At 37.9% G+C, this 18,063-nt stretch carries 15 protein-coding genes and 1 tRNA gene; 12 read left to right on the forward strand and 4 right to left on the reverse strand.

Annotated elements, in window-relative coordinates; translation table 11 throughout:
* Positions 1-57: 57 nt before the first annotated feature.
* The 4 genes from DK207_RS09000 to rpmE all read left to right on the forward strand — a co-directional run bounded on the left by DK207_RS09000 (position 58) and on the right by rpmE (position 4,161).
* Positions 58-2,211, forward strand: a complete 2,154-nt coding sequence (locus DK207_RS09000) for an AmpG family muropeptide MFS transporter (RefSeq protein ID WP_109440871.1) — start codon at positions 58-60, stop codon at positions 2,209-2,211.
* 20 nt (positions 2,212-2,231) lie between these two features.
* Entirely contained in the window at positions 2,232-2,633 is a 402-nt protein-coding gene (gene gloA / locus DK207_RS09005; protein WP_109440872.1) for a lactoylglutathione lyase, read from the forward strand.
* A 136-nt stretch (positions 2,634-2,769) separates the two neighbouring features.
* Positions 2,770-3,738, forward strand: coding sequence for a bile acid:sodium symporter family protein (locus DK207_RS09010; RefSeq protein ID WP_109440873.1), 969 nt, complete (start codon positions 2,770-2,772; stop codon positions 3,736-3,738).
* Positions 3,739-3,936: 198 nt separating this feature from the next.
* Entirely contained in the window at positions 3,937-4,161 is a 225-nt protein-coding gene (gene rpmE, locus DK207_RS09015; protein ID WP_109440874.1) for a 50S ribosomal protein L31, read from the forward strand.
* 105 nt (positions 4,162-4,266) lie between these two features.
* Here the strand turns inward: rpmE and DK207_RS09020 are convergent, their stop codons facing one another.
* The 3 genes from DK207_RS09020 to epmB are packed head-to-tail and all read right to left on the reverse strand — an operon-like array spanning position 4,267 to position 9,126.
* Positions 4,267-6,360: an EAL domain-containing protein gene (locus DK207_RS09020; protein WP_109440875.1), complete on the reverse strand. Its 2,094-nt coding sequence runs from the start codon at positions 6,358-6,360 to the stop codon at positions 4,267-4,269.
* Positions 6,342-8,096, reverse strand: a complete 1,755-nt coding sequence (locus DK207_RS09025; protein ID WP_109440876.1) for a GTPase — start codon at positions 8,094-8,096, stop codon at positions 6,342-6,344. The genes DK207_RS09020 and DK207_RS09025 overlap by 19 nt, the downstream gene beginning before the upstream one ends.
* 13 nt (positions 8,097-8,109) lie before the next feature.
* On the reverse strand, positions 8,110-9,126 hold the full coding sequence (epmB, locus tag DK207_RS09030) for an EF-P beta-lysylation protein EpmB (protein WP_109440877.1): 1,017 nt from the start codon (positions 9,124-9,126) through the stop codon (positions 8,110-8,112).
* Positions 9,127-9,212: 86 nt separating this feature from the next.
* Between epmB and efp the strand changes: the two genes are divergently transcribed.
* From efp to DK207_RS09070, 8 genes are all read left to right on the forward strand, one after another.
* Positions 9,213-9,782: an elongation factor P gene (efp, locus tag DK207_RS09035; RefSeq protein ID WP_004639622.1), complete on the forward strand. Its 570-nt coding sequence runs from the start codon at positions 9,213-9,215 to the stop codon at positions 9,780-9,782.
* A gap of 180 nt (positions 9,783-9,962) precedes the next feature.
* Positions 9,963-12,077, forward strand: coding sequence for a carbon starvation CstA family protein (locus DK207_RS09040; RefSeq protein ID WP_109440878.1), 2,115 nt, complete (start codon positions 9,963-9,965; stop codon positions 12,075-12,077).
* Positions 12,064-12,366 carry a YbdD/YjiX family protein gene (locus DK207_RS09045; RefSeq protein WP_008941998.1) on the forward strand — a complete coding sequence of 101 codons (303 nt, stop codon included), beginning with the start codon at positions 12,064-12,066 and terminating at the stop codon, positions 12,364-12,366. The genes DK207_RS09040 and DK207_RS09045 overlap by 14 nt, the downstream gene beginning before the upstream one ends.
* 81 nt (positions 12,367-12,447) lie before the next feature.
* Positions 12,448-13,407 carry an AAA family ATPase gene (locus DK207_RS09050; protein ID WP_109440879.1) on the forward strand — a complete coding sequence of 320 codons (960 nt, stop codon included), beginning with the start codon at positions 12,448-12,450 and terminating at the stop codon, positions 13,405-13,407.
* Between the two features lie 14 nt (positions 13,408-13,421).
* Complete coding sequence (locus DK207_RS09055) at positions 13,422-14,339, forward strand: DUF58 domain-containing protein (RefSeq protein WP_109440880.1); 918 nt, start codon at positions 13,422-13,424, stop codon at positions 14,337-14,339.
* 4 nt (positions 14,340-14,343) lie between these two features.
* Positions 14,344-16,335, forward strand: coding sequence for a DUF3488 and transglutaminase-like domain-containing protein (locus DK207_RS09060; protein ID WP_109440881.1), 1,992 nt, complete (start codon positions 14,344-14,346; stop codon positions 16,333-16,335).
* A gap of 35 nt (positions 16,336-16,370) precedes the next feature.
* Positions 16,371-16,447 (forward strand) — tRNA-Val (locus DK207_RS09065).
* 206 nt (positions 16,448-16,653) lie between these two features.
* Positions 16,654-17,676, forward strand: coding sequence for a tyrosine-type recombinase/integrase (locus DK207_RS09070; protein ID WP_109440882.1), 1,023 nt, complete (start codon positions 16,654-16,656; stop codon positions 17,674-17,676).
* Positions 17,677-17,700: 24 nt separating this feature from the next.
* Here the strand turns inward: DK207_RS09070 and DK207_RS09075 are convergent, their stop codons facing one another.
* Entirely contained in the window at positions 17,701-18,003 is a 303-nt protein-coding gene (locus DK207_RS09075) for a hypothetical protein (protein WP_008941996.1), read from the reverse strand.
* Positions 18,004-18,063: the final 60 nt, after the last annotated feature.

An 18,063-nucleotide genomic window follows, 5' to 3' on the forward strand; every position in this document is an offset into this window, starting at 1 on the left:
CACGGACAAGAAACGTTTGAATAGGCAGATTCATAGATTATTGGAAAATAACAACGAATGAGTGTTGAATCGAAAGGGTGGAAAAACTCCTTTATGGCTTTCTTGGATCGCCGTGCAATTATTATGTTGTTTTTAGGTTTTTCATCGGGAATCCCAATTTTTTTGATTTTTTCAACTTTATCTTTTTGGTTGACTGAAGCAGGAATTAACCGAAGTACGATCACGATGTTTTCTTGGGCAGCTTTGGCTTATTCATTTAAGTTCATATGGGCTCCTCTAATAGATAAATTGCCACTTCCGTATTTGACAAAAAAAATGGGACTAAGGCGTAGTTGGTTATTGGTATCACAGCTTTTGGTCATTTGTGCAATTTGTATGATGGCAATGACCAATCCATTACCGAATACTTCTGACTTTGGATCATTTTCGAATCTAACGATTATGGCTGGAGCTGCTATTTTTCTTGGTTTTTCATCTGCAACACAAGATATTATTGTAGATGCTTATCGTATTGAATTAACTGAAGATCCTAATATACAAACCGTTTTAGCTTCAACTTATAATGCAGGATATCGTACAGCTACAATTATTACTCAGTTGGGTGCCTTATTATTTGCTGCTTCTTTGGGTACAGCTGTTGGCAACTATATCTATGAAGCATGGCGAACCACATATTTTTTGATGGCTGGTTTAATGGTCATTGGAATTATTACTACATTACTAATCCATGAACCTCAAGTTAAGCGTATTCAACACCATTATGATATTAAAGATTACTTCCAGCTATTTTCAGTTTTTATTATTTCAACGATTGTCTTTGCTACCAGTTTTTATCAAATTGGGTTGATCATTGACTCATTTTCTATTCAAGATGCTTTCTTAAATTTTATTTTTCTAGTGATTAAGTTTTTAATTAGTATTTCAATTGCTGTTATTGCAATCTTAGGGCTAATTAAGCTGGGTCTAATTAATAAGACGATTGTGGTCGAAACATGGTTAGCACCTTTATTAGATTTTTTTAAAAGATATGGAATAAAAGTTGCCTTAGCTATTTTACTATTGATAGGTTTCTATCGTATTTCTGATGTCGTTGCAGGAGTAATGGCAAACTTATTCTACTTGGACTTAAATTTTGATAAAGAAGAAATTGCCTGGTTTAATAAATTTTTTGCAATATTCTTTGTTATTCTTGGTGGTTTTCTAGGGGGGATGTTAGCTCAACGTTATAACATTATGAAAATGATGTTGTTAGGAGCAATTCTCGCAAGTACTACAAATTTGATTTTTGTCGGATTAGTGAAGTCTGGCGCAACTATGCAGGAAGTTAAGGTAAATGTTGGTGATCAAATTTATACTGCAACACCTGATGAAGTCGGAAATTGGTCATTAAAATTTCCTAGTAATATAGTAATGGATCAAAATGAGATATCAATTGTTTCACAGCCGAAAGGATATGATGAGCCTTTAAACATATCTCTTCCACTAAAAGTTTTTAAATCGGAATCTCAACCAGATCTTTATACTCAAGCAATTGGTGGAGACAATCTTTTATATAAAGATGAATTGGCAAAAGATGTAATTATTCATGGTGCTTTATTGAATTTGCCTGAAAATGGGCAGCTAAAATCAGTCAGTATTTTATTAAATTCACAAAATCGAGTGGAAGCTAAGATCAAAAATACAGATTGGAGTGTTGTTATTCCAGGAAGTGAACTGGCTAAGCTGAATGAAATACGAGTTGAGGCAATCTATGAGGTTAATCAACAAGAACAGAATTTAACGCAGATCCATCGTTATAAAAAACAGCTTTCAGAGCGTCAACCACGTTATCGTATGAACTTATCTGACATTCCAGCTATTCCTATCGATAAAAATATTGATATCGAATTAAAAGGAAAAGTAGTCGTGCCTTATAGTAAAGTTTGGCTCGTTATGGGGATCATCTTTGATAACTTAGCTTCTGGTCTAGCAGGGGCGGTTTTTATTGCATTTCTTTCTAGTTTGACTAGTGTCTCATTTACAGCTATGCAATATGCTATTTTTAGTTCATTAATGCTGCTTTTACCTAAAACGATTGGTGGATACTCGGGTACAATAGTAAATTATATTGGCTATTCAGGCTTTTTTACGGTTACTTTTTTGATGGGATTGCCAATTTTAATTCTAGTGATATGGGTGGGCAAATTGTTGACTAAGCAATCATCAGAATAAGCATTTCTTAGGAGATATATATGCGCATGTTACATACGATGTTACGAGTAGGTAATTTAGAACAGTCTTTAAAGTTCTACACTGAGGTACTTGGTATGAAATTGCTACGTCAACGCGATTATGAAGAGGGGCGTTTTACCCTTGCTTTTGTTGGCTATGGTGATGAAGAAAACAACACAGTGCTTGAGTTGACGCATAACTGGGATACCAGCAGTTATGATCTAGGCAACGGTTATGGACATATTGCGATCGGTGTAGCAGATGCTTATAAGGCATGTGAAGAGATCAAGGCAAGTGGTGGTAAAGTCGTGCGTGAAGCAGGTCCAATGAAGGGCGGTGTTACCGTGATTGCATTCGTTGAAGATCCTGATGGTTATAAAGTTGAATTGATTCAACAAGATCTAAACGCACGTAATAATTAATTTTTGACCGATTTAGCCCAAGATTTTAATCTAAAGCGCTAGCTTTATTTATACAGCCCAGTATGATGAGTTGATCAAATGGTCAACAATATCATATTGGGCTTTATTGTTATTAGAGAATAGATAAGGATAAGTTATGTTGAAGTTATTGGCACTGGATCGCTTTACCATATTATTGGTTGTAATGGTAATACTGGCGACTTTCTTGCCAGTCTCGGGGCAGGCGGCATATTATTTTAATATCTTGACTACCATCGCAATTGCCATACTTTTCTTTTTACATGGTGCAAAATTATCACGTGAAGCAGTGATGGAAGGGATGTTGCATTGGAAAATGCATGGTGTGGTGTTTGGATTTACCTTCTTAATTTTTCCTGTCATTGGTTTAATGGCTAAACCTGTTTTAGAGCCATTATTGGGGCAACAATTGTATTGGGGCTTTTTGTTCATGTGCTTTTTGCCATCAACAGTACAGTCTTCGATAGCTTTTACCTCAATGGCTAAAGGAAATATTGCTGGTGCGGTATGTAGTGCATCTTTTTCAAATATCATCGGTATGTTCATTACTCCGATTCTAGTTAGTTTTTTTATTCTAGGACAGAGTCAGCATGGTTTTGACCCTACCAAGTCGATCCTACAAATTACGCTGTTATTACTCGTGCCATTTATTTTAGGACAGATTCTACGTCCCTATATTTTTCCTTATATGGTCAAAGTGCCGAGCCTAGTTAAAGCTTTTGATCAGGGTTCAATCTTAATGGTGGTCTATGGTGCGTTTAGTAGTGCTGTTGTTGCGGGATTATGGCAACAGGTTAGTGGTTTAACTTTACTCTATCTTATTATTGCTTGCTCAGTCCTATTAACCATTGTGATGTTGCTGGCATTTTATATTCCGATATGGCTTGGATTTAATCGAGCTGATCAAGTTACGATTTTCTTTTGTAGTTCAAAGAAAACCTTGGCCAGTGGTGTGCCCATGGCACAGATTTTATTTATTGGGCAACCATTGGGGATGATTGTTTTACCGATTATGATTTTTCATCAGATCCAGCTAATGGTGTGTGGTGTCATTGCGAATCGTTGGTCAAAATCAACACAAGAATAATTCGCTAAATTTGATTTATTGGCGTATAATGCTCGGCACTTGTTGGCTTTGCTCTGACTTTTAGGGTCTCGGTGGGTCAAAAGAAATGGTCTGTTGTCGTGTTGGTCTGCTAGTGTAAAACACTTTGCCTTCCTCATATTTGAGAGTGATCAATTGCGATAATAGCTTAAGCCTTTCTTACTATTAGGAGCATCGAGCATGCGCGCCGATATTCATCCAAAATACGAAACTTTAGTTGCTACTTGTTCATGTGGTAACGTAATCGAAACTAAATCTGCTTTAGGTAAAGAAACTCTTTATCTAGATGTATGTTCTGCTTGTCACCCATTCTATACTGGTAAACAAAAGAATGTGGATACTGGTGGTCGTATCGACAAATTCAAACAACGTTTCTCTGGTATGTCACGTTCTGTCAAACGTTAATATCAAGAAAACAAAAAACGGGCTTTATGCCCGTTTTTTTTATGCCCTTAATTCCTCATCCTTTTTTTACTAAAGGATAAGGAACGACAAATGTTCTACAAGGGGTTATTGATCTTGTACATCCGTTAAACGATCAAGCTTTTTCTGGAAATAATTTCCTTGAAGAAAACGTGTTTCAACATTCCAAGCATTGGCAAATAAATTCATATCGTTCAATTCTGTTAAGAATATTTCAATTGGTTTCTGGGCAATGAAATGTAGAACTTTTTCTTGTAAATTCGCCATATCTTTCTCAGAAGAAAGCATTTTTGAAAGGTCGGGGTGGAAACTAATATATTGCGTATCAATTTGCTGCAGGATCGTATCACTATAGAGCGAATTACCAAAACCGCGAATAGCAACTTCAGCACCATGTTGACGTAACAATGCAATTTGAGGTTGTGCTTGAGATAGGTTCTGTTGAAGTGCTTGTTCAGAGAACTGTAAGATGATTGGATGAGCTTGTTTGCTACCAATGATCGTGAGTAATTTTGCAACCAGTTCAGGCAGCTTCTTATCATTTAGCAAAATGTGAGGGTTCAGATTAATAATCAATTTTGCTTTTGGATATTGCGTAATAAAGTTGTGTAGCTGTTTACATGCTTCGACTAAAATCCAACGGTCCAATTGAACTGACAATTCTGGATCATCTTTTAAATCAGAAAGATCGCTGATTTCTTGCCATTGGTTGTTATGTATAAAACCGCTAGAAACTTCATACGTATGCGTATATTGATCTTGTTTATCATACGTTTGCTGATATTTTAAATGGATATCGCCTGCTTCCAGTTTTTGTTTAAGATCTTGCAGCAGTGTGAGCTGAACAGTCTTTGGAATATGCTCTGTTGTTAGACCAATATTGGCATCAATTTTTGGCGTATTGAAGACTGGAAGTGATTTTAAGAATGCTTTAGAAATGATGTGCTCAAAATGTGCTTCATCAGGAATCTGTTTACTAAGTTCGCAATAACCTAACTTTAGGTGTAATGGAAAGGTAAATTGTTCTGTTGCGAGTAATTGCGGTTTTTGGAGGTTATTCAGACTGATCAATAGGGAGTTTAAAACAGCCTTTGATTCTGCTTGAAATAAGCCTGCATAGACACCTGTCGCGATTTGATAAACAGGAACATTGACCTGTTCCTTGATAAAGTTAGGAATGTTGGAAAAATATGTTTTTGCCCCACGCCAATCTTTTTGGAACACTTCATTTGGAAAGTTATTTAAGCTAAACAAAACCAAAGCGTTCTCATTGGCAGGATGATTCACCATCTGACGATTAATTTGTTGCAATGCATTAAATAAGTTTGAATTTTTTTCTGGGGCATTTGATGGTGTATTGGCGGCTACCGCAGGTTGTGTAGCACCTCCACATTCAATATTGAGTTGTATTTCATCTTCATTGCCTGAAGGTAAGAATTCAACTTGTAGAGGATTGTTCTTAATGGTTGGATTTTGAGTACGAAGTTCAAAACGAGCTTGGTCAAACTGGCCTTGGGAAATCTTTTTAAATCTTAATTTGAATTGCGCCAAGTCTTCAGGTTGTAAAACATCAAGAATGGGTAGACCAATCAGATCATCTGCATTTTCAAAACCAAAAAGATTCGCATATTCAGCGTTTACATTGATATGAATGCCTTCTTGAAGCATGGCTACAGCTTTATGGCTTTCTGCGACCAGTGATTGAGCTTGCGTTTGGGCTGCTTCTAATTCGCTGAGTAAACGATGTTCACCTTGGACTAAGCGGCTATAAGAAAGTGCTCGAACAATATGAATATAAAACTTTTCTGATGACTCTAGATTTAATACGTCATAAATTCCTTTGTGAATATAGGACTGATATTGATCTGCTTTGAAATCATCAGGTTCTAGTAATAAAACTGGAAGGCTTGGCTGAGTAGAAGCCTGAATCAGCGAGAGCGTCTGTTCAATTTTTAAATCGTAAGCGCGACCAAAAATTACAATATCCCAAGGTAAATTTAACTGCTTTTCAAATGTTTTGAGGTCATCTAATAAAGTCGCTTGAACTTGATGATCTTGAGCCGAAAATAAGGCTAAAATTTGATTATAACGTAATTGGTTATCATCAATAATAAGTAAACGAGTTTCCGTACGTTTTAGTTTTTTAGAGAGTAAAGAATTTCTCACTTCAGTGCTTCCCATAAATCTTGATCAATTTTGTCCATATTTCTTTGTGCCATAAACTTTTGAAGAATAGGTTGTTCTTCATCATTTAATAATTCAAAGTCAAATTGAACAAAACTTTGGGTAATTAATTGTGCGTTTAATAGATACACTTTTACTTCCTCTTTCCCCAATCTTAAATGAACAGCTTGGTGTTCTCGAAAAATTTGTGAACCTGGTAATATTAAAGTCGTTTTGGTTTCATCCAAATTTTGATTTTTTAATAAAAGCGCTGGGTGGTAATTACTAATATGTCGATCTGCTTGAATACGAACCGCACAAGGGAAAATCTCTTGTGCTAAAACCTCTAAACCGAGTTCCAAGCTTTTCTCGGTTGATTGTTTAAGCCAACGAATCACACCACCACGCCAATGCCCATGTGATGTTTCTTTGACTAAGATATATTCTCCTGTTCTTAGATTTTTAGGCGCTTCACCTGACCATTTAATACGATAACCATTGACACTAATATCTAGTATATCGGCTTGATGAACGGTTTTACTTTCTCGGTTTAAGCGTTGAATTGCAGACTCTTGATTTTCGGTTGTATTTTTCTTATCCCAAGAAGACATAAAGCGTGATTCATTTTGTAAATTATAGCTATGGTCTAAGAATAAAGTTTCGGCAAAGTTTTTCGCTTTTGATAAATAAAAATGTGCGGTGAGTAAACCAAAACAAATGTGTAGCTGAGCATTATATTCATAACGTTCGTGACGACGCTCAGCAATTGTTCCTAAAATGGTTTGTACATGAAATTTTAGGGCAGGCGTTAAATAAATTTTCTCATTTTTAGAAACATATTCAGGGTTTTTATGCAGCGTAGCAGTAACATGATCTAATAAACTGTGTGTGCTAATAAAGACATTAGGCAGAAAACCAGAGCTTTGCTTCTTATTATAAATAGGGGGGTGGTCTTTGCTGGTGTCAATTACATATTTAGTTAACTCAGTTTCTTTAGAGAGAACCTGTACCATTTTTGCCCAGTCAAAACTACATTGAAATAAAGCCTGTATTTCAGATTGGCGGATTTGATTGGTGTTAAAAATATCCATCAAAATCAATTGAGCATAAGCCTGAGAAATTGTATTTAACGGATTGGGTGTCCCTAGAACTTGCTCCAAATTACTATGATGATATTTATGTGTTACGGCAGCATCATACAGCTGATGAGCAATCAACCATTGTCCAGCCACAGGCTCACTATATAGCATATGCTGTTGATACAGTAATTGAGTGAGCTGTTGTAACGCTTGAAAGGTGGCAAGTGTACGTGCGGTTTGTAAGTTCTTTTTTTGACTCAGGGCAAAAATCGAAAATTTCTGCTGATCGAGTTGATCATTGCTGCGACGAACAATATTGATATATACCGCTGCGAAGTAGCATCGTAACAACATTGCCAATTCAATAATGTGTTCATTTCGATCGGAGCTAATGACCCCTTGGTTAAAAAAGTTTTTCTCTAAACTACCTAAAACATTTTCAATCGTTGGATGTAATACTTGAACCAAGTCAAAACGCAAGGTTTCCGAGCATTCTAATTCACTGAGTTCTAATAATGCTGCAAAAAGCGCTTTGGAAGTGTCACCCAATTGCATAATCGATAAATTAGAAATCCACTCATTCAAACTTTTGGTATTGGTGTCACAAAAGCTGAGTTTATCCCGTCGTAATACGGTTGGAATTTGAAAAATATCCGAAAAAGCATTATTCATCATTGTGTTATCAATCTCAGAACGTTTGAACCCCAAAAAGCGGTGTTTTATTTTTTTCGCCCGCAATTTCCCTCACAAGTTTTGGCACTAAATAGCCGGGTAAACTTGCTAATACATCACTGTATATATGGTCTATCTCTGAAGACCTTAGATCAAAATGTTGAGCACCTTTTACTTTATCTAAAACATGTAAGTAATAAGGCATTACTCTTGCATCAAATAAACGGCTACTCAACTCAGTCAAAGTTTTTGCAGAATCATTCACACCTTTAAGTAAAACCGCCTGATTTAGCACGGTAATATGATGGAGTGATAACTGTAACAACTTAGAGCAGGTGAAATCATCAAGTTCAGCTGCGTGATTTGAGTGTACCACTACTATAATGCGTAGCCTACTGTTTTTTAAAATAGAAATCAGCTCTTCATCGACACGGTTGGGAATAACAATCGGAACACGTGAATGAATTCTCAGTATTTTAATTTGAGGGAGAGATGCTAGACGTTCTAACCATAATGAAATTTTTCGATTGTTCAGCGTCAGTGGATCGCCACCACTTAAAATCACTTCATTGATCAGCGGATTTTGCTCAATATAGTGTTTTATACTTTCCCAATCGTCATTTTTGGGTAAGTTTTCTTGATAGGGAAAATGACGGCGAAAACAATAACGACAATGAATGGCACAAGCACCTGTCAAAGTCAGCAAGAAGCGAGATTGATATTTATGCAAAACTCCAGCCATTTGATTGGCGGCTTCTTCGCCTAAAGGATCGGTCACAAATTCTGGATGTTCTTCCAATTCAAGATGATGTGGTAAAACTTGTAACAGTAGAGGATCAAGTGGATCACCAACGTTCATTTTTCCGACGAATGCACGTGGGACACGCAATTTAAACTGTTCAGAAGCGAGGATTGCCCCTGATAATAATTGATCGGTAGATAACTCAAGCAGATTTAACAGCTCTAAAGGATCAGTAATTAGGTCACTGAGTTGTGATTGCCAGTTTTTCTCTTGATGTAAATAGTTTATCATGCCATACGTAAAAATAGTGTTAGCCGCAGCTGTTTGCTTAGTCTAGCATTAATAGATTCGAGTTTTAAGTTTGGAGTGCGCCTTTCATGGCCTATTATTCTACAAATGATTTTAAAGCTGGCCTTAAGGTTATGCTTGATGGAAACCCATGTTCAATCATGGAAAATGAATATGTAAAACCAGGTAAGGGTCAGGCATTTAACCGCGTAAAATTGCGTAACCTTCGCTCTGGTAAAGTATTAGAAAAAACTTTCAAATCAGGTGATTCTTTAGAAGCTGCTGATATCGTAGAAGTTGAAATGGATTACCTTTACAACGATGGTGAAATGTGGAATTTCATGGATCCTGTAACTTTTGAGCAAATCGCTGCTGATAAAACAGCAATGGGCGATGCTGCAAAATGGTTAAAAGACGATTCAAATGAAAAATGTACCATCATGTTGTTCAACGGCGTACCTTTAACTGTTAGTCCACCAAACTTTGTGGTACTTAAAATCGTTGAAACTGATCCAGGTGTACGTGGTGATACTTCAGGCGGTGGCGGTAAGCCTGCGAAACTTGAAACTGGTGCGGTCGTACGTGTTCCATTATTCGTACAACAAGAAGAAAGCGTTCGTGTAGACACGCGTACTGGTGATTATTTAGAACGTGCATAAGTGATTCTAAATATGCGATGATCGAAGGGATGATTAAAATCATCCCTTTTTTTATGCCAAAGTATTAGATAAATCAACTTTTAAAAACGATAAACTTACGAAGATATTTCCGAAGAGAAAATATAGGTATGGAAAGCCATGTAACAACTAACGAAAAGTTATGTATTTGAGAGGTTCTGAATGGAAACAACACAAACAAAATCATCACTTCCCTCCAAACTTTTATGGAGTTTGGTTGCCGTTGTAGGCGCTATCTCATTTGGGATACTTGCGGTGAGTCGAGGTGAACATGTGAATGCAGTTTGGCTGGTGCTGGCTGCGGTCTGTGTATATAGCATTGCTTATCGGTTTTATAGTTTATTTATTGCCAACAAGGTTTTTGAATTAAATCCCAAGCGATTGACTCCGGCACATCGCTTGAATGATGGTTTGGACTATGTCCCGACCAATAAATATGTGTTGTTTGGACATCATTTTGCCGCGATTGCGGGTGCGGGACCTTTAGTTGGTCCCATCCTCGCCGCCCAAATGGGTTACTTACCCGGAACGATATGGCTTTTGGTTGGTGTGGTGCTTGCTGGTGCCGTACAAGATTTCTTGGTGTTATTCATCTCTACTCGACGTGATGGTCGGTCTTTGGGAGAAATGGCAAAGCAAGAACTTGGGACCTTTGCTGGTGTGATCGTCATGTTGGGTACGCTAGGCGTGATGGTGATTATTCTTGCAGTACTGGCTTTGGTCGTCGTCAAAGCACTTGCCGAAAGTCCATGGGGTGTATTCAGTATTGCGGCAACCATTCCCATTGCTCTGTTCATGGGCATTTATATGCGTTATCTGCGCCCAGGGAAAATTGCAGAAGTCTCGATCATTGGTTTTGTGTTGATGATGGCTGCCATTGTGTTTGGTGGCAATGTTGCTCAGCATCCATATTGGGGCGAGTTTTTCACCCTGAGCGGAACTCAATTGACCTGGGCTTTAATTATCTATGGTTTTATTGCATCAGTTTTACCGGTTTGGTTGCTACTCGCACCACGTGATTATTTATCAACCTTTTTGAAAATTGGTGTCATCCTCGGTTTGGCGGTTGGTATTGTATTTGCGATGCCTGAGTTGAAGATGCCAGCGGTAACACATTTTATTGATGGTACTGGACCTGTTTTTTCAGGAAGTTTATTTCCTTTCTTATTCATTACCATTGCTTGTGGTGCGATTTCTGGTTTCCATGCGCTGGTTTCTTCAGGCACAACACCAAAACTGGTTGATAACGAAGTTAATATCCGCATGATTGGTTATGGCGGCATGTTAATGGAATCTTTTGTCGGCATCATGGCGATGATTTGTGCCACAGTTTTAGACCCAGGTATTTATTTCGCGATCAATGCACCAGCTGCAGTGTTAGGTACAAGCGTCGAATCTGCCGCGGAAGCGGTACGAAACCTAGGCTTTGTGGTCACACCTGAAATGTTGACTGTTTTGGCCCAAGAAGTGGGTGAAAATTCTGTTTTATCCCGTACGGGTGGTGCACCGACCTTTGCAATCGGTATGGCGCATATTATTTCAGAAATTTTCAATAATCGTTCAATGATGGCGTTTTGGTATCACTTCGCCATTTTATTTGAAGCTTTATTCATCTTAACAGCAGTAGATGCTGGAACACGTGCTTGTCGTTTCATGGTTCAAGATACAGTGGGTATCGTGGTACCAGCAGTGAAAAACTCAAGATCATTTGTTGGAAATCTTATTGGTACATTTATCGCTGTTGCAGGTTGGGGCTATTTCGTTTACCAAGGAGTAGTTGATCCACTCGGCGGGATTAATTCCTTGTGGCCATTATTTGGTATAGGTAACCAAATCCTTGCTTCAATGGCATTGATTTTAGGTACGGTGATTTTATTTAAGATGAAAAAGGAAAAATACGTTTGGGTAACAATCGTTCCAACGATTTTCCTTGTCATTACCTCAATGACTGCGGGTTGGCAAAAGATTTTCCATGATAATCCTAAAATTGGTTTCCTTGCCCAAGCCAATCGTTTTTCAGATGCGATCGCTCGTGGTGAAGTCCTTGCGCCAGCAAAATCGGTTGCCGAGATGCAAACCATTGTGTTGTCTAATCAAATCAATGCTGCATTATGTGCCTTCTTTATGATCGTGGCTGTGGTAATGATCATTGCATCAATCGGCGCAGTTCGTAGAGCCTTGGCAAGTCCAACGCCAACAGCAAAAGAAGCGCCTGCGGTATTTACCGAAACCCCAATGACTGCAAATAGTCTGAAAGGAGGTCATGATGGAGTTTAAGATTGCACGTAAAAGCGGTTCGATCATCGTAAAAATTATTAAGTTTACGATCATGTCGCAAAAACAATTGTTGTTATCACCACGAAATTGGTCTCGGATCGCAGTGTTGTGGCAACGTTTGCAGCAAAGTTTTCGTTTAATGGTGGGTGTGCCTGACTATGAAACTTATTTGCAGCACATGAAAACACATCATCCAGATTTGACCCCTATGGATGCAAAAACGTTTTATCGTCATTGTGTCGATGCACGTTACCCAAGTTCGGGAAATATGAAAAAATGTCCTTGCTAGAAATTATTTGATTTCTTTGTAAAAATTATAAAACAGTGTATGTTGAATCATGCACTGTTTTATTTTTGGGGAGATAGAATAATGTGGGGTCTGGAAAAAGTTTCAGCTCAGGATAATACGCAGCAACAGCAAAAAATAAAACAAGATATTCAGTGTTATGGCACTAAAATCGAACGTTTTTTAGTTGAAGTGAATCAGCTGATTCTTGATAAACCACAACAAACCAAATTGGCACTGACTTGTTTATTGGCAGGTGGTCATGTGCTATTTGAAGATTTACCTGGATTGGGTAAGACCACATTGGCAAGTGCTTTAGCTCGGCTAGCGGGTCTGCATTTTCAACGTATTCAATTTACCAACGACATGCTAGCCAGCGATGTGATTGGTATTAATATTTTCAATCAAAAAGAACATGTTTTTGAGTTTAAAAAAGGTCCTGTTTTTACTCAGATATTGTTAGGTGATGAAATCAATCGCTGTAGTCCTAAAACACAAAGTGCGTTGTTGGAAGCCATGGAGGAGGGTGCAGTCACAGTTGATGGTATCAATTACGAATTGCCACAACCATTTTGGGTTTTGGCCACACAAAATCCACTTTTCCAAAGTGGGACCTATGCTTTGCCTGAATCGCAATTGGATCGTTTTCTCATGCGTTTATCTTTGGGCTATCCATCGCGTCAGGCTGAAAAACTGTTATTGCAGCAAAGTTCCAGACAACTGTTGATCCATCAATTAGATGCGGTTTTTGATCAAACCGATATTTTGCATTTACGTGAACTGGCGCAGCAGGTTTATCTCAGTGAAGCTGTTTTAACGTATATTTTAGACCTTGCTGCTGAAACCAGAAAACAACCACATGGGTTGTCTACGCGTGGCGTATTGGCATTGAAAGCTGCATCACAAGCTTATGCATTGGTTGAAGGTCGTAGTTTTGTAAGTACCGATGATGTACAGGCTGTATTTGTTGCTGTGGTAACCCATCGTTTAGGAGTGTCAGAGGCTGAGGTAGAAAGAATCTTGCAATCAGTTGATGTGTTGTAGTCGAGAACCAACACATGCAGAATAAATTTAGGCAAAAAATACAGCAATGGGTCTCGAAACGGTTTCAGGTAGAACAGAGTAAAACCTTTCTACAACGGGATGTCTTGGTTTTTATCCATACGCATGGATTGCTATTCTTAGTGCTTATTTTAATCACCTTTATTGCAGGCATTAACTATGCAAATAACCTGATTCTGGGTCTTTGTTTTTTAATGAGTGCAATTTTATGCATAAGTTTTTATCTGACATTTAAACAATTACATGGTCTACATGTAGAGCTAATAACGGCAGAGGTGGGGCAAGTCGGTCAGGTTTTAACACTCAAATTAAACTTTAAGCAGCCATCAAAGACGAATCGATATCTGCAAATTCACTGGCAACAACAGCAACAGCTCTTTTACTTAAACCAGACTCAACAAAGTATTGAGTTGACTTTTTTTCCTCAACAGCGCGGACTTTATCAGTTTGATGCAATTAAAATTTATTCTACCTACCCCTTGGGGTTGGTGCGTGCATGGACTTATTTGAATTTGCAGGAAAAGGTTTGGATTGCGCCCAAAGCTTATGAGTGGCAAAAAGAACATAAAAATCAGCCGAGTGTCGCTCATGATCGTTTAGATGAGTTTCGTGAATTAAGAACATTTCAGCTTGGGGATTCTTACCAAAATGTTGCATGGAAACAGGTGGCTAGAGGGCAAGGATTTTTTATTAAAATGTTTGAGGCACAAGCAACACAACAGTATTTAGAAATTGATTATCAGCATATTCCAGCACAGAACCATGAAGAAAAGCTGAGCTTTATGATGGGGTTGATCGAACAATGTGAGCAGTATGGTGATGATTATGCCGTGATTTTGCCGTATGTACGTTTGGATAGAGGTCAGGGGAATACGCAATTGATCCAAGCGAAACGCTTGTTGGCACAGGCGTAATGATATGATGACAAAGCAAAATTATTTTTCTGTTTTGACCGCATTGATTTGTATCTTGATTGGACAGCTGGCTTTTATTCCTGTCACCTTGAGTGGTTTTTGGGGAATTGTATGGCTATTAATGTTGTGGCGTTATCACAAGCAGGATTTAACACCGATATCTAAACTTATCCTCCTTGGGTTTATTGCCATCTCATTTGGTCTAATTTATTTCCATTATAAAAGCTTGCTGGGGGTGGAACCCGGCGTTGCTCTATTAAGTACTTGTTTATTTGCCAAAAGTTTGGAAGCGAAAACAACACGTGATTTATTGATTGTATTTAATTTTGCATTATTTGTAGCTGCAAGCTTGCTGTTACATAGCCAAGCTTTTTGGATGGCCTTGATTGTCTTCGTAACATTTGTCATATGTTTGATGGGGTTATATCGTATTCAAACGGGTTTGTTTAACCAAAATAGATTATCTTCAAATCAATTAAAGCAAGATGCTAAGCAAATTTTTAAATTCATTGGCATTGCCACACCATTTTTTATTTTGTTATTCATTTTCTTTCCTCGTCTCCCTCCACTTTGGGCGATTCCGATTCAAAATGACCAAGCGATAACAGGTATCAGTGATCGTATGTCACCTGGGGATATTGCACGTTTATCGCAGTCTACGGCGTTGGCTTTTCGAATTGTTGCAGATATGCAGCAGTTTCCAACACGACAAGAATTGTATTGGCGTGCTTTGGTTCTGGATGAATATGATGGTGTAACTTGGACCAGTAGTTATGTTAATCAACAGATAAGAGGGACGCCTAACAGTTCACGTCGTGTGGCATATCAATATTTACCCGCAGACGAGCAAAGTAACTGGATTATGGGGTTGGAATATTCTATTCCGCAAGAAAGGTATTTACAGCTCTATCACGATGATAGTATTCGCCCAATTAAATTGATCAAACGTAATCAACCTATACAAATGCAATGGTTAGGTCGCACAAGTGCAGAGCGTCGCGTTTTATCAGCTCAACAATTTGAGTTAAATACTCGATTTAATGAGGATTTGGATAAAAAGGCGCAAGAATTAGCAAATGAATTGTTTGAACAGAGTCAGCGTCATCCTGAACGATACGTTCGAGCAGTATTGACGTGGTATAGGCAAAATGGCTTTGTTTATACTTTAACCCCCGGTACATTGAGCGGAAATCGCATCGACCAATTCTTATTTTCTAGTCGAACAGGTTTCTGTGAGCATTATGCATCAAGTTTCGTCATGTTAATGCGATATGTGGGTATTCCTGCGCGAGTCGTCACTGGCTACCAAGGCGGACAACGTGCTCTTGATGGGAAAAGTTGGGAAGTTCGTCAGTTAGATGCACATGCATGGAGTGAGGTGTATCTGGATGGACGGTGGGAGCGGGTAGACCCAACGGCAATCATCGCACCACAACGTTTAGACACCAGTATGCAAGATTATTTAACTCAGGATCAGCGGATCTGGGGAGATCAGCAGACCAAAGCTTGGCAAGTGCAACAGTTTAAATTTTTAAAAAATGTCCGTGTTTGGAGCGATTATCTGGGTTATCAATGGCAGAGTAAGGTGGTTGGCTATGATGTTGATAAACAGAAAAACTGGCTGTCTAAACTAGGGTTAGAAACGACTTATGGCTACGTTATCATGTTGATTTGTGGTGTAGCAGGAATATTGCTTCTCTATATATTTTTTTCCTTATGGCAACGAAATAAACAACAAGCACCATACCACCGAATGATTTTAAAATTTCAGAAAACTGTTCCGAAGCACATGCAGAAAATGCCCGCTGAAACATTTCAGGCTTGGATGCAACGTTTATCGGTTGATCGTGAAAATCAGGAAGCTTTTAAACAAGTGGTTGTGTTGTATCAGAAAATCGTATTTTTGGAGCAGCGTGATTTCAAAGATCTTGCTCAATTTAAGAAGTTGCTTAAAGACTGTGCGATTGCAATCAAACAGGTTCAAAAAAACTTGTGATCAGCCTGAAAAATGCATATTATGCTTCTCATTCTAGGTGTATAGCTCAGTTGGTTAGAGCGCTACGTTGACATCGTAGAGGTCAGCAGTTCGAGTCTGCTTATACCTACCAAAATTTTATACTTAATTATCAAGTAGTTAAGTCGCTAAAATTAAGGTAATTTAAGAGTTTTTAATGCTAAATTGGTCAGCTTGATGGTTTAAAATCGTCAAAATCTGCGTCAAAAACACCTTATTATTTCCGTTTTAGCACCAAAACGCCCCCAAGTTTACACTTGGGTTTTGTGTTTGGTGCTGCTACGACACCAAGGTGGATTTATGCAAAAACCAGTGAAGCGCGGCAATGCTTGGCGTATTCAAGTACGCTATAAAAATCTTAGAGACAGTGTCACACGTGATACTGCACGAGAGTGTGAACAATGGGCTGCTATTCGTTTACTTGAAATGAAAGCTGAGTATGATCCTAAAAAAACTCAGATGCAAAAACCATATTTTTCATTCTTTGTCCTTTGTCAGAAATATTATGATGAAGTTGGATATAAGAAAAGAGGTAAATCCTTTATAAAGCAACAAATAAAAAGAGAAACATTTAAAAATTATTTTGGTGAACTTGCTGAAAAGTCAATTTATGAAATTAAACCTATTGACGTAAAAAAATGGCGAGATAAACGTTTAGAGAAAGTCGCACCTGGGACAGTACATCGACAAATGTGTTTATACACATCAGTTTTTAATTACGCCAAAAATGAACTTTTCTTGATTGAAGACAATCCATTCGCACAGGTCACTAAGCCAACTAAGCCTCCCGCCCGTAATCGACTAATAAGTCATAGTGAAATTGAAATCATACTTAAGGCGCTTAATTATAAAATTGGAACAAGGCCACAAACACCAAGACAGTATGTTGCATGGACTTTTCTTTTTGCGATTGAAACTGCTATGAGAAAAGGGGAGATTCTAGGGATTACGTGTAACAATATCTATCCTGACTACATACATTTGCCAATCACAAAAAATGGTGATGCTCGTGATGTTCCCTTATCTAAAGAAGCCCGTGATCTTCTAAACCTTATCCCTTACATGGATAGAGTAAAATTAATTTCACATAATTCAAATTCATTTAGATTAATTTGGCAAAGAGCAATTGGGAAAACAGAATTGCATAATGTAGTTCATTTTCATGATACACGGCATGAAGCTATTACTCGATTTGTGAATAAACGCAAATTACCTGTGGAAATCTTGGCTAAAGTTACAGGACATAGGGATATTAAAACTCTGATTAATACATATTATAATCCGACCGCTTCAGACATTGCTAAAATGATGAACGCATCTTAAATAAAATAGGGAGCAATTGCTCCCTTATTTCTTTCGATGTGCGCCACGTCTACTGGTGACATTAAAATTCTCTAAAATTGGTATGACTTCTTTCGGATCGTAAAGATGTTTAGTATCAGTACCTCTGTTAAAAATTCTCAATTTTTCAATAAGTGCTTTGCGCGAGATACTAAATCTTTCTTGTAACCACGCTGCATCTACACGGTTGGGTAGTTGCTCTGTTTTAAGTTCAATGACTTTCCCGACTTTTGGAATAGTATCATTTAGGAAAACTTGTGGAGGTTCATCAGATTCAATCACCATGACATATTTGTTTATAATTCCCATATTATTTCCAATTAAAAAAATAGATTTAAAAATAATTGCAGAGGGTCAGCAATACAATTA

It is taken from the genome of Acinetobacter haemolyticus (genome assembly GCF_900406815.1).
In the GTDB taxonomy this organism is placed as follows: Bacteria; Pseudomonadota; Gammaproteobacteria; order Pseudomonadales; family Moraxellaceae; genus Acinetobacter; species Acinetobacter haemolyticus_A.